Origin of the sequence: Streptomyces sp. NPDC007856 (genome assembly GCF_042868225.1) — a bacterium.
Classification (GTDB): Bacteria; Actinomycetota; Actinomycetes; order Streptomycetales; family Streptomycetaceae; genus Streptomyces.
In genome coordinates, this window is the sequence record NZ_JBIAEC010000022.1 from 78,662 (window position 1) to 92,300 (window position 13,639).

At 70.9% G+C, this 13,639-nt stretch carries 8 protein-coding genes and 1 pseudogene; 8 read left to right on the plus strand and 1 reads right to left on the minus strand.

The annotated features are described in order from the left end of the window. Positions 1–24 precede the first annotated feature (24 nt). The 4 genes and pseudogenes from ACFYOH_RS37695 to ACFYOH_RS37710 all read left to right on the plus strand — a co-directional run. Entirely contained in the window at positions 25–492 is a 468-nt protein-coding gene (locus tag ACFYOH_RS37695) for a hypothetical protein (protein WP_388635289.1), read from the plus strand. A 281-nt stretch (positions 493–773) separates the two neighbouring features. After that, the gene (locus ACFYOH_RS37700) at positions 774–2,360 is read left to right on the plus strand and encodes a S8 family serine peptidase (protein ID WP_388635291.1); all 1,587 of its coding nucleotides are present in this window, start codon (positions 774–776) and stop codon (positions 2,358–2,360) included. 478 nt (positions 2,361–2,838) lie between these two features. After that, on the plus strand, positions 2,839–3,693 hold the full coding sequence (locus ACFYOH_RS37705; RefSeq protein ID WP_388635293.1) for a GNAT family N-acetyltransferase: 855 nt from the start codon (positions 2,839–2,841) through the stop codon (positions 3,691–3,693). 127 nt (positions 3,694–3,820) lie between these two features. Then, a pseudogene (locus ACFYOH_RS37710) lies at positions 3,821–4,186 on the plus strand (PP2C family protein-serine/threonine phosphatase); the annotation flags it as partial. A gap of 38 nt (positions 4,187–4,224) precedes the next feature. Here the strand turns inward: ACFYOH_RS37710 and metG are convergent. Beyond that, positions 4,225–5,754 (minus strand): methionine--tRNA ligase, encoded by a 1,530-nt coding sequence (gene metG / locus ACFYOH_RS37715; RefSeq protein WP_388635295.1) that lies wholly within the window; start codon positions 5,752–5,754, stop codon positions 4,225–4,227. Positions 5,755–6,095: 341 nt separating this feature from the next. Between metG and ACFYOH_RS37720 the strand changes: the two genes are divergently transcribed. The 4 genes from ACFYOH_RS37720 (at position 6,096) to ACFYOH_RS37735 (ending at position 13,636) form a co-directional block, all read left to right on the plus strand. After that, positions 6,096–9,716 carry a hydantoinase B/oxoprolinase family protein gene (locus ACFYOH_RS37720; RefSeq protein WP_388635297.1) on the plus strand — a complete coding sequence of 1,207 codons (3,621 nt, stop codon included), beginning with the start codon at positions 6,096–6,098 and terminating at the stop codon, positions 9,714–9,716. 209 nt (positions 9,717–9,925) lie between these two features. Beyond that, positions 9,926–10,456, plus strand: a complete 531-nt coding sequence (locus tag ACFYOH_RS37725; RefSeq protein WP_388635299.1) for a (2Fe-2S)-binding protein — start codon at positions 9,926–9,928, stop codon at positions 10,454–10,456. Continuing rightward, positions 10,443–11,432, plus strand: a complete 990-nt coding sequence (locus ACFYOH_RS37730; RefSeq protein ID WP_388635301.1) for an FAD binding domain-containing protein — start codon at positions 10,443–10,445, stop codon at positions 11,430–11,432. Before ACFYOH_RS37725 ends, ACFYOH_RS37730 begins: the two co-directional genes overlap by 14 nt. Next, positions 11,429–13,636: a xanthine dehydrogenase family protein molybdopterin-binding subunit gene (locus ACFYOH_RS37735; protein ID WP_388635303.1), complete on the plus strand. Its 2,208-nt coding sequence runs from the start codon at positions 11,429–11,431 to the stop codon at positions 13,634–13,636. Before ACFYOH_RS37730 ends, ACFYOH_RS37735 begins: the two co-directional genes overlap by 4 nt. The last annotated feature ends 3 nt before the right edge of the window (positions 13,637–13,639 follow it).

Below are 13,639 nucleotides of genomic sequence, written 5' to 3' on the forward strand. Positions count from 1 at the left end.
TCGAACGGAGCATTCATGTCGGTGATGACCGGTACTCCGCCCCTGCAGCAGTTCGGCCAGCAGATGGGCGGCCCGCAACAGCAGATCGCCCAGGTCGTCCAGCAGGCCATCCAGCAGGCGTGTCAGCAGGCGAGCCAGCAGATCGCGCAGCGGATGCAGCAGACGCTGCAGCAGATCCAGCAGGTCCAGCAGCAGCTTCAGCAGCAGGGCCTCGCCCATCAGGCGCACCCCTACCTGGCTCTCGCGCTGCACCACACGCTGCAGCAGGGCGTCCGAAGCGCGGTGGAGCACTCCGTGCAGCAGGCGCTGCCGACCGCGATCGTGACGCTGCTCCAGCAGAGCCAGCAGGGCCAGCAGGGCCAGCAGGGCCAGCAGGGCCAGCAGCCGTGGGGCGGTGGGTTCGGCCAGCAGCCGTTCGGCCAGCAGTTCCCGCAGTACCAGCAGCCCAGCTTCGGCTACGGCCAGATGGGTCAGCCCTTCGGTATGGGCTGACCTGAGGCGGCAGCGCGATGCGGTGTGTCCCGGAGTCGTTCCCGGGCACACCGCATCACCGTGGAAGCACGGGCCGCCCGTTGCCCACAGGAGCACACACACAGGACGTAGGCGTGGTGAAGGTGGAGGCAATGGTCAAGGAAAGGCCCGGGAACAACCGGGAGAGCGGATCCGAAGGCACACAGCCGAATGGGTCGGTGCCCGAGGGCAAAGCGGCGGGGCCAGGCAAGGAAGGTGCTCGCTCACCGCGGACGGTTCAGCCGCGCCGGGAACGGTACCTGGTGGCACCGCTTCCGCAGCATCTGCTCCCGCCAGGGGTGCCCGAACTCGGCATGGACGCGCTTTGTGACCGGCTGGAGCAGATGCCCGAGGTCAAGGTGATCCGCAGGCTGCGGCCCTCTGCAAAGGCCCAGCCGTCCGGCCTTCACCCCTCCTGCCCGGAGATCGCAGTCGTAGAGGCAGCCGAGGCCCGGATCCCGGTGATGCAGTCGCTGCACGTACACATCGAGCCGGACCTGCCATTGGCCGGAACCGGACTGGCCACCATGCCTACCGCGGGAATTCTGCCGCTGCGCGACCCGGGGCTGGTCATGCACATGGAGCAACCCGAGGACATCTCCCTGCGCGTGTGTGGCCCGGAAGGCGAACCCTTGGCCAGCGCCGGGGTGTTCCTGATCGGAACGACCTGGCCGAGCCAGGGCGTCACCGGGGCGGACGGGACGGTCACCCTCACGCCGGCCACGGAGACCGCCCGCTCCATCGGGTCCCTGTACGTCCGGCCTGCAGGCGGATACATGGACCGCTGGATTCATCGGCCCGACCTGTCCGCGGGCAGGGAGAACGTCGTCACTCTCACTCCACTGACGCAGGTGTACCCGGAGTTGGAGGAACGGCAAGGTTACGGCTGGGGCCAGCAGGCCATGCGGCTGGACCGGCTGCCCCCCACGTTCCGCGCCTTCGGCGTCAAGGTCGCCCTCATCGGCTCGGGTGTCAGTGCCGACCATCCCGACCTGAACCAACCCGTGCGCTCCGGGGTCGATCTGGTACGCGGCACGGACGACGGCTGGGCACGCGACGTGACCGGCTCCGGCACACATGCGGCAGGGATCGTCGTCGGGGCGGACACCGGCAAAGGCGTCATCGGCATCGCGGTCGACGCCGAGATCGAGGTCTGCAAGGTCATGCCGGACGGGCATTTCAGCGACCTCATCGCGGCCCTCGACCACTGCATGGAACGCGAGATCGACATCGCCCACATCGCGGTGGCCGTCCCGTACCCGTCGGCGCTGGTCTCCCGCAAACTCGCCGACGCCCACGCGGCCGGGATCGCCTGCGTCGCCCCGGCGGGCGACACGGCCGGGCCGGTGGCCTTCCCGGGCTCGCTGCCCACCGTGTTCACCGTGGGCGCGCTGGGAGTCTTCGGCTCGTATCCACAGGAGACGTCCCAAGCCTGCCATTCAGGGGCTCAGTTGACACCGGAAGGGCTGTTCGCCGCGCCGTTCAGCTGCCATGGCCCGGGAGTGGACGCCGCCGCCCCCGGTGTGGCTGTCCTCTCCTGCTCGCCGCAAGGCGGCTACACGGCCCTCGACGGAACCGCCACCGCGTCGGCCCACGTCGCCGGCCTTGCCGCTCTCGTTCTCGCTCACCACGAGGACTTCCACGGCCAGTTGCTGCCCCGCGGCCCCGGCCGGGTCCACCATCTGTTCGAGATCATCGCCGCCAGCTGCCGCCAACTCGCCGCCCCGGGCACCGCGGAGGCGGCCCGAGTCGGACACGGCCTGCCCGACGCCCTGGTCGCCCTCGGCCTGGCCCCCGGAGTGCAACTTGCTCCTGCGATGTCGCCCTACGCTCCGTCCATGGCCGGTTGAACCAGCCCGCGCGGCACGCTCACACAACGGCACCCGCCTTGAAGGACGGGTGCCGTTCGGCTTGTCGCTGTGAGGTCCCTTCCAACAGACAGCGGCGACCGTCCGGGCGATACGGATGTGTCCCATCCCGGTCCGCCTGGCGTCGTCGGCGACACGGAACCACGCCACGAAGTCCCTCCGCGACGGTGGACACGATGTACCGCGGGCCCGTGTCCGGAAGAGAATGAATCGCTTCCGCATCGAAGTGCTGATCCGGGCCCGCCGTACTCGCGGCGCCTCCGGGCAAGTGAGGTCGCGCTCACCGCCGCTGGCGAGAATCCGGGCCGGCTGCGCCTCGCCACGGCCGGGTCTCGGCGTGGCGGGCGACCGCGGCGCGACGTTCGGATACCCCTGTTTCAACCCACGAGGCAGAGTGCCCTCAGTTCGCCGGAGCACGCCGGGCCGGCCAGGCCCCGGAGAACTTCAGGGATCCTGAAGCATGCGCCCGGACAACTGGCACCTCACCGAAGACATCGACGACTTTCTCGCCCGAGCCGGAGACTTCCTGTGCTCGCGCCCCGTCATGCACAACACGCCGCTGACCACGCTCGAGAAACTGCGCACACGCGGGGCGAACGCAGACGGTGCCGAAGCCCCCGTCTTCGGCCGACTGGAGTCAGGGGGCGAGGTCCGCGCCATCTTCTACCGCACTCCGCGCGGACGCCTGACCCTCACCACCCTCTCCCCCGAGCAGGCAGAAACTCTCGCCGCCCACCTGACCATCTCGGCCACCCCTATCTCCGGTGTCACCGCGGACCACGACACCGCCACCGCCTTCGCCCAGGCCTGGCAGCGGCACACGGGCGCAGCGCCGGTACGCGACTGGCGGGGCCTTCTCCACCGACTCGGCACGCTCACCCCGCCGGAGCCGGTCCCAGCGGGCCGGAGCCGACTCGTGGACGAGCGCGACCACGAGCACCTCATGTGCTGGTGCCGAGAGTTCGCCGCGGACGTCGGGGAGGTCGTCTCCATCGACGCCGCTTCCTGGGCCGGCACACGCTTCGCCGAGAAACGCTACACGTATTGGGAGACCCCGGACGGCACGCCCGTCTCCATGGCGGGTGCGAATCCGATGGTCGCAGGCCAGGTCCGGGTGGACCCCGTCTACACGCCGGCCCACCTCCGCGATCGCGGCTACGCGGGCGCGGTGACGGTCGAGGTGAGCCGGGCCGCGCTGGCCGCAGGCGCCACGGATGTCGTCCTGTTCACGGACCCGGCCAACCCCACCAGCAACGCCCTGTACCAGCGCATCGGATACGTCCCCGTTGCCGACTTCACCGGATACAGCTTCTAGGTCCGCATCGGCGACCGGCACTGTGTAGAGCCCCCTGGACGCGCCGGGCTGCCGCCACCTCCTGTTCGAAACGCTAATGGAAGGACCGATCGCCCGCGTACGCGATGGACGACCTTGACCGCCATCGCACGACCCCCACCGCAGCCGGTTGCAGCTGGCCTCGGCCGGTCACCTGCCGCCGGTCCTCATCCGGGCCGGCAGACCACCCGAACTCCTCGATCTGCCCACCGGCACTCCGCTCGGAGTCGGCGGCGTTCCCTTCGAGACGACCGCCCTCGACCTGGAGCCCGGTGACCGGCTCGTCCTGTACACCGACGGGCTGGTCGAAACCCGCGATGATCCCATCGACGAGCGCCTCAGCGACCTGCTGCGCCAGTTGTCCCTTCCGTACCCCTCCGCGGAGGAGACCTGCGGCCGGCTCCTGCGGCAGCTCCGGCACCCCGCCAGCCACGACGACGTCGCCCTGCTCATCGCCCAAGTACAGACCGGTTGATCGGCGACGGACCGCGGACTGCCGGGTGGCCCGGGGCGTCACACATGCGGCTTGGTCTCTTGGAGCCGGAGGAACAGCGGGGTCGCGGGCGGCAGGCTCCCGTCCACGGGCGTCACCTGCGCCGCGATCCGGGCCGCGGCGTCGGGGATGAAGGGCAGCAGCTCCTCTGCGAGGACACGACACGCCGCAACCAGGGCGGACAGGACCGCGTCGAGGCGTTCGCCCGCAGCGGCATTGCCGTGGCGTTCCGCTCGGGCCAGCTCCCAGGGCCGCGTGACATCGATGCACCGGTTGGCCTCCTCCACGATGTCCCAGGTGGCGCCCGTGGCGCGGCGGAAGTCGAAGTCGGCCAGCGCCGCGTCGATCCGGGCGGGAGCCTTCGCGCACACGTCCAGCAGCGTCGTCACAGTGAACCGGTCGGTGCCGAGCGAGGGCACCGTCCCCCCGCGGTAGCGGTGGACCATGGTCACGATGCGGTGGACGAGGTTGCCGAGGCCCCCGGCGAAGTCCGCGTCGGCACGCGCGATCAGCCGGTCGGGGGTGAAGTCGGCGTCCCCGACGCGGGGCACCTCACGCAACAGCCACCAGCGCACCGCGTCGGTGCCGTACGTGTCGGCGAGGGCGACCGGGTCGACGGTGGTCCCGCCGGATTTGCTGATCTTGCGGCCGTCGACGGTGAGGTAGTCGTGGACGAGGATGTCGTTGGGCAGCGGCAGACCGGCCGACAGCAGCATCGCCGGCCAGTACACGGCGTGAAAGCGCACCACTCCCTTGCCGATCAGATGGGTACGGCGTTCGCTCGTCACCCACCACTGCTCGTAGGCGGGGTCGTCGGCGCCGTAGCCAAGGCTGGTGACGTAGTTGCCCAGCGCGTCCCACCACACGTAGACGACCTGGGTGGGGTCGCCGGGCACAGGGATGCCCCAGCCGCGGGCACGGGTGTGGGAGCGGGAGACGGAGAAGTCGTGCAGGCCTCCCGCGATCAGGGACAGGACCTCGTTGCGGCGGGCGGCGGGTTCGATGCACAGGGTGCCGCCGGCGATCAGCTCGTGCAGCCGGTCGGCATAACGGGACAGCCGGAAGAACCAGTTCTCCTCCGCCACGAGCTGCGGCTCGGTGCCGTGCTCGGAGCAACGCCCGTCGACCAGTTCGGCCTCGGCGTAGAACTGCTCGCAGCCGACGCAGTACAGGCCTTCGTAGTGCTTGCGGTACAGGTCTCCCGCCGCGGCGCACCGGCGCCACAGCCGCTCGACGCCGACGCGGTGGCGCGGGTCGCGGCTGGTACGGATGAAGTCGTCGAGCGACAGCGCGAGCGGGCCCCGCAGGGCGGCGAACGCCTCGGCGTTGCGGTCGACCAGCGACTGTACGTCGATGCCCTCGGCCTCGGCGGCCAGCACGTTCTTGAGGGAGTTGTCGTCTGTCCCGCTCAACAGGCGTACGTCGGCGCCCCGTTGGCGGCGGTGCCGGGCCAGGGTGTCCGCCTGGACGAGTTCCAGGGCGAAGCCCAGGTGCGGGCGCGCGTTGACGTACGGGATCGTCGTGGTGATGTAGTGGCGAGGTGCGGTCATCGGAACCTCCTGTCAGGGAGACGAGGCCCGGTCCGCACAACCGCGTCGAGGCCCCGTCCCCGGGGCCTCGGATTCGTCACGCGTCCATGCTCAGCAGCCCCGTCGACGGGGCATCATCCGATGCTGAGGCCAAGGCGTGATCATGAGGCAGACGCTAGCAGCCGGGCCTGCGGGACGGCATTCGGTTTTCGCGCGGCCACGGCCTTGCCGACGAGGCAGCCCGGACGGTGCGGTGGCCGGCTCTTCAAAGGCCGGACACAGGTTCGAGTCCTGCGCCGGGCCGCGCCCATGGACAACGGGAGGCTGTGCGGCGGAGCAGGTCCAGAGCGCACAATGGGTGCATGACCGGTCGCTGGCAGTTCTGGATCGACCGTGGTGGCACCTTCACCGATGTCGTGGCGGTGACACCGGATTCCGAGCTGGTCAGCCGCAAGCTGCTGTCCGAGCAGCCGGAGGCGTACCGGGACGCGGCGGTCGCCGGTATCCGCCAGATGCTGGACCTGGAGGCGGACGAGCCGATTCCGGGCGACCGGATCGAGGTGGTGAAGATGGGCACCACCGTCGCCACCAACGCGCTGCTGACACACACCGGTGAGCCGACCGTCCTGGTCGTCACCCGGGGCTTCAGGGACGCCCTGCGCATCGCCTACCAGAACCGCCCCCGCATCTTCGACCGGCGCATCCTGCTTCCGGAGGCCCTGTACGACCGGGTGATCGAGGTGGAGGAGCGGGTGGGCGCACACGGCGAACTCGTCCGTCCGCTCGACCTGGACGCCGCGCGCGAGGCGCTGGCCGCGGCGTACGCGGACGGATTCCGCAGCGCCGCGGTCGTCTTCCTGCACGGCTACCGCCATTCCTCGCACGAGGCGGCCGTCGCGGAGGCGGCTCGCGCCATCGGCTATCAGCAGGTCAGCTGCTCGCACGAGGTCAGCCCGCTGATCAAGCTGGTACCGCGAGGCGACACGACCGTGGTCGACGCCTACCTCTCCCCTATCCTGCGCCGCTATGTGGACCAGGTTGCCGCCGAGCTGAACGGCGTACGGCTGATGTTCATGCAGTCCGGGGGCGGCCTGCGCGAGGCGGGCCGCTTCCGGGGCAAGGACGCCGTGCTGTCCGGACCGGCGGGTGGGGTCGTGGGCATGGCGCGCGCCGCCACCGGAGCGGGCCACGTCAGGGCGATCGGCTTCGACATGGGCGGCACCTCTACCGATGTGTCCCACTACGCGGGCGAGATCGAACGGGTCCTGGGCACGCAGGTGGCCGGAGTGCGGATGCGGGCGCCGATGACGGACATCCACACCGTCGCCGCGGGCGGTGGCTCGATCCTGCACTTCGACGGGATGCGCTACCGCGTCGGTCCGGACTCGGCCGGCGCCGACCCCGGACCGGTCTGCTACCGGCGCGGCGGTCCGCTGACCGTCACCGACGCCAACGTCATGGTCGGCCGCATCCAACCCGCCTTCTTCCCCCGGGTGTTCGGCAAGGACGGCAACCAGCCGCTGGACGAGGCCGCGGTCCGTGCCCGGTTCACCGAGCTGGCCGAGCAGACCGCCGCAGCGACCGGAAAGCGCCGCAGCCCGGAGGAGGTCGCTGCGGGATTCCTCGACATCGCCGTGCTCAACATCGCGAACGCGGTGAAGACGATCTCCGTACAGCGCGGCCGCGACATCACCCGCTACGCGCTGGTCGCCTTCGGCGGCGCGGGCGGCCAGCACGCCTGCGCGGTCGCCGACCGGCTCGGCATCGACACCGTTCTGGTCCCGCCGCTCGCCGGAGTGCTGTCCGCATACGGCATCGGGGTGGCGGACGCGGTCGCGCTGCGCGAAGCCTCGGTCGAGGCCGCCCTCGACCGGCCGGAGACGGCAGCCCGCGTCCAGGCCGTCCGCACGGAGCTGGAGGAACAGGCACGCACCCAACTGCGCGAGGACGGTGTGCCGGACGCCACCGTCCGCACGGCCGCCCGCGCCCTGCTGCGCTACGAGGGCACCGACTTCTCGCTGCCCGTGCCGCTGGCCCCGGCCGACGACATGCGGGCCCGCTTCGAACACGACCACCGCGACCGCTACGGCTTCACCATGAGCAAGCCGCTGGTCGTCGAGGCCATCGAGGTCGAGGCCACCGGTTCCTCCGGACCGCGCACCGCCACGCCGACCGTCCCGCCGCCGCAGACAGGCGCACTGCAAGCGGCCGAAACGGTACGGATGTTCACCGAGGACCGCTGGCAGCCCACCCGGCTGTACCGACGCCGGGACCTGCGCCTCGGTGACAGCGTCGAGGGCCCGGCGATCATCGCCGAGGCGGACGCGACCACCGTCGTCGACCCCGGCTGGCGGGCCGCGGCCGACGAGCACGGCGACCTGGTCCTCACCCGCTCCCGTCCCCGCCCGTCCCGTACGGCCGTCGGCACCACCGTCGACCCGGTGATGCTGGAGGTCTTCAACAACCTGTTCATGTCCATCGCCGAGCAGATGGGTGTACGGCTGGAGAGCACCGCCCACTCGGTCAACATCAAGGAACGCCTCGACTTCTCCTGCGCACTCTTCGCCCCCGACGGCAGCCTCATCGCCAACGCGCCCCACATCCCCGTACACCTGGGCTCCATGGGTGAGTCCATCAAGGAGGTCCTGCGCCGCAACCAGGGATCGATCCGGCCCGGCGACGTCTACGCCATCAACGACCCGTACCACGGCGGCACCCACCTGCCCGACATCACCGTCGTCACCCCGGTCTTCGACGAGGCGGGCGAACAGCTCCTCTTCCTGGTGGCCTCGCGCGGCCACCACGCCGAGATCGGCGGCATCAGCCCCGGCTCCATGCCCGCGTTCAGCACCGTCATCGACGAGGAGGGCGTGCTCTTCGACAACTGGCTGCTGGTGCGCGACGGACACTTCCGCGAGGACGAGACCCGCCACCTGGTCACCAGCGCCCGCTTCCCCTCACGCGACCCGGACACCAACCTCGCCGACCTGCGCGCCCAGATCGCCGCCAACGAGAAGGGTATCCACGAACTACGCCGGGTCATCGACCAGTTCGGCCTCGACGTCGTCCACGCCTACATGCGCCACGTCCAGGACAACGCCGAGGAATGCGTACGCCGCATCATCGCCACCCTCGACGACGGCGAGCACCGCTACGAGACCGACAACGGCGCCGTCATCCAGGTCGCCCTGCACATCGACCGCGAACAGCGCAGCGCCCTACTGGACTTCACCGGCACCTCACCCCAGCAGCCCGGCAACCTGAACGCACCCACCTCCGTCGTCATGGCAGCGGTGCTGTACGTTTTCCGCACCCTCGTCGCCGACGACATCCCGCTCAACAGCGGCTGCCTGAAGCCCCTCGACGTCCGCATCCCCGCCGGCTCCATGCTCTCCCCCGCCTATCCGGCCGCGACCGTCGCCGGAAACGTCGAGACCTCCCAGGCCGTCACCGGTGCCCTGTACGCCGTGCTGGGCGCCCAGGCCGAGGGCTCCGGCACGATGAACAACGTCTCCTTCGGCAACGATCGCTTCCAGTACTACGAGACCGTCGCCTCCGGCGCCGGCGCGGGCGAGGACTTCGACGGCGCGGATGCCGTGCAGACCCACATGACCAACTCCCGCCTGACCGACCCCGAGATCCTGGAGTGGCGCTACCCGGTGCGTGTGGAGGAGTTCCGCATCCGCGAGGGCAGCGGCGGCGACGGCCGCCGGCACGGCGGGTGCGGGGTGGAGCGCCGGATCCGATTCGCCGAGCCGATGACGGTCGCGGTCGTCTCCGGTCACCGCCGCATCCCGCCCTACGGCATGGCCGGCGGCGAACCCGGCGCCCTCGGCGAGAACCTGATCGAACGCGCCGACGGCAGCACCCATCGACTGCGCGGCTGCGACACGGCGGACGTCGCGAGCGGCGATCTCCTGGTGATCCGCACCCCCGGCGGGGGCGGATACGGACCCACCGACGGCATCGCGCCCGCTCAGTGACGATCGGATGCTCGGGACCGCCGCGAGGAGGAGGTTCAGGTCGCCCGCGCGCCCCGGGCCTTTCGGGATCGGAGCGCATGCCGATCACCTGTCTGGCCTATATCGTGAAGCGAAGTGGTCAATCTTCCCAAAAGCTGTCGAATCGGCTCACCGGGTCTGCGCCGCGGGTGGAGCTGGAGCCGTGTGCGACCCGTCCGGAGGAGGACGCGATGACGGACGTGGTGAGCAGGCGGGACGCGGGTGAGCGGCCCGTGGCCCCGGAGCGGGTCATGACGCTCACGGTGAACGGACGGTCGTACGCACTGCGGATGGACACGCGGGTCACCTTGCTGGACGCCCTGCGGGACCGGCTGGGCCTGGTGGGTACCAAGAAGGGCTGTGACCAGGGCGCCTGCGGCGCATGCACCGTCCACGTGGACGGCCGCAGGGTGCTGGCCTGTCTGATCCTGGCGGCGCAGGCGGAGGGCCGGGCGATCACCACCATCGAGGGCATCGCCGGCGCCGACGGCCCGCACCCGGTGCAGCAGGCGTTCATGGAGCACGACGCCTTCCAGTGCGGCTTCTGTACGCCGGGGCAGATCATGTCCGCGATGGCGCTCCTGGCCGAAGGCCGGGCCGGCTCGGACGAGGAGATCCGGGAGTTCATGAGCGGAAATCTGTGCCGGTGCGGTGCCTATCCGAACATCGTCGCCGCGATACGCGATGCGGCCTCCCGGGAAGGTCGCGATGCGCGCCTTTGACTACGTCAGGGCCACCGACACCCGCGAGGCGGTGCGGTTGCTGGCGGAGGATCCCGCGGCATCCTGCCTCGCAGGCGGCACGACACAGCTCGACCTGATGAAGGACGGAGTGCTGGAGCCGCCGCGGCTGATCGACATCACCCGGCTCCCGCTGCACGGCATCGAACGACGCGGCGAGACCCTCCACGTGGGCGCCCTGGCCACCATGGAGGAACTGGCCGCCGAGGCCACGGTGACCGAGCGCCTGCCCATGGTGCGCGAGTCCCTCCTGCTGGGCGCATCGGTGCAGCTGCGCAACATGGCCACCATCGGCGGCAACCTGCTGCAGCGCACCCGCTGCCGCTACTTCCGCGACCCCACGGTCGGCGCATGCAACAAGCGCACGCCGGGTTCCGGCTGTGCCGCGGTGCAGGGCGCGGCACGGATGCACGCCGTGCTCGGCGCGAGCGAGCAGTGCATCGCGCTGCATGCGTCCGACCTGGCCGTCGCCCTGGTGGCGCTCGACGCGGTCGTGCACATCCAGGGGCTGTCGCAGGCCCGCACCGTGCCGCTGACGGACTTCTACCTGACGGCCGACGACAGCCCCCAGCGCGAGAACGTCCTGGAGCACGCCGAGCTGATCACCGAGGTCGAGATCCCGCTCCCGCCGCCGGCCGCTCGGTCGGGCTATCTCAAGGTCCGCGACCGGGCATCGTACGAGTTCGCCCTCGCCTCGGCCGCGGTGCTGCTCGTCGTGGAGGACGGCACGATCCGTCAGGCCCGGGTGGGCCTCGGCGGCGTGGGCACGAAACCCTGGCGGGCCTACGAGGCCGAGCAGGTGCTGACCGGCGCGTGCGCCACGACGGCCACGTTCCAGGATGCGGCCGAGGCGACGATGCACGATGCCTTCACCGTCCCCGGAACCGCGTTCAAGGTCCCGCTCGCCCGGCGCACCCTGGTGCGCGAGCTGCAGACCGTCTCAGGAGTGACCGCATGAGCACCGTGGAAAGCAGGGCGCGGGTCGGCGCGGGCGTCAACCGGGTCGACGGCCCGCGCAAGGTCACCGGCACCGCCCCGTACCCGATGGACTTCAGCGTCCCGGGCCAGGCCTACGGTGCCCTGGTGCAGAGCACCGTCGCCGCGGGCCGGATCGTCCGCATGCACACCGACGCGGCCGAGGGCGCCCCCGGGGTGATCACCGTACTGACCCACGAGAACGTGCCGAAGGTCGGGACGGGCCCAGTGACGGTCCTCGGAGCCTCGCCTCCCGCACCGCTGCGCAACGACCGGATCGTCCACCACGGGCAGCACATCGCCTTCGTGCTGGCCGACACCCCGGAGCAGGCGACCGCCGCGGCGCGGCTGGTGCGGGCCGACTACGACGCCACGGAGCCGCTGCTGGACCTCCAGGACCCGCGGGCCGAACAGCTCGTCGACCCGTGGGGTACGGACATCTCGCGCGGCGACACCGCCGCCGCGCTGGAGTCCGCGGAGGTGACCCTCCGGGCCACGTACACCACGGCGGACAACACCAACAACCCGCTCGGCCTGTTCGCCACCCTGGCCGTGTGGGAGGGCGACACCCTCACCGTCCACGACACCAGCCAGTGGCCGTCGATGGTGCGCACCACCCTGGCCACCGTCTTCGGTATCCCCGAGAGCGCGGTACGGGTCCTGGTCCCCTACGTCGGCGGGGGCTTCGGCGCCGGGCTGCGCGCGTGGCCGCATGTGGTCCTCACCGCGATGGCCGCCCGGATGATCAAACGACCGGTCAAACTGGTGCTGACCCGGCCGCAGATGTTCACCTCCATCGGGCACCGGCCCAGTGGGGTGCAGTGGCTGAATGTAGGTGCCACGCGCGATGGCGCACTGGTCGCCCTGGACCACCGCAGTCTCAGCTCCCTGAGCATGGAGGACACCGACTACGAGCCGTTCTCGTCGGGAAGCGCCTTCGCCTACCGGTGCCCCCACGTGATCACACAGGACCGGCAGGCCCGGCTCAACATCGCCGTGCCGACGTCCATGCGCGCCCCGGCCGAGGCGCAGGGCAACTTCGCACTGGAGTCCGCGCTCGATGAGCTGGCCCGCCAACTGCGCATGGATCCCCTGGAGCTGCGGCTGCGCAACCACACCGACGTCGACCCGCGCAACGGGCTGCCCTGGTCCGGCAAGTCGCTGCTGGAGTGCTACGAGGTCGGCGCGCGACGCTTCGGCTGGTTCGACCGCAATCCCGAGCCGTGCTCCATGCGCGACGGCAACTGGCTCGTCGGCTACGGCATGGCGAGCGCCTGGTTCCCCTATTTCGCCCAGCCCTGCGCGGCGCAGGCCACCGTCAACAGGGACGGCAGCGCTCTGGTACGCAGTGCGGCGACAGACATCGGCACCGGCACGTACACCGTCATGGCCCAACTCACCGCAGAGGAGCTGGGCCTGTCCCTGGACCGGGTCCGCTTCGACCTGGGCGACTCCGACATGCCCAACTCGATGATGGCGGGCGGCTCCGGCCTCACCGGCGCGCTGGGCAACGCGGTGCACGACGCCTGCCGGCGACTGGTCCGCTCGTTCGCCGAACTGGCCTGCGCCGACGCCGACTCGCCCCTGCTGGGCTGCTCCCCGGACGACGTGGAGTGCACCGACGGGAGGGTCCATCCCGCGGGCCGCCCCGACCTCGGGGAGCCGTACGCCGACATCCTCGCCCGGCACGGGCTGTCCGAGCTCACGGCGAACGGGAACAGCACGCCGCCGGTCCCCACCGAGCTGGGCATGTCCCTCGCCGGCGCGTACGGCGCGAAGTTCGTGGAGGTCCGGGTCGACGCGGACCTCGGCCTGATCCGGGTGGCGCGGGTGGTCTCCGCGATCGACGGTGGCCGCATCCTCAACGAGAAGACGGCGCGGAGCCAGATCATCGGCGGGACGGTCGGCGGCATCGGCATGGCCCTGTTCGAGGACACGGTCACCGACCCGCGCACCGGGCGCATCGCCAACGGCACGTTCGCCGACTACCTGGTCGCGGTCAACGCCGACGTCCCGGACCTGGACGTGGTCTTCGTCGGCGAGCCGGATCGCGGTACCGCCACCGGCACCAAAGGCGTCGGCGAGGTCGGCCTGGTCGGCATCGCACCCGCGATCGCCAACGCCGTGTACCACGCAACCGGCAAGCGCATCCGCGATCTGCCGATCACACTCGACGCCGTGCTGTGAGCG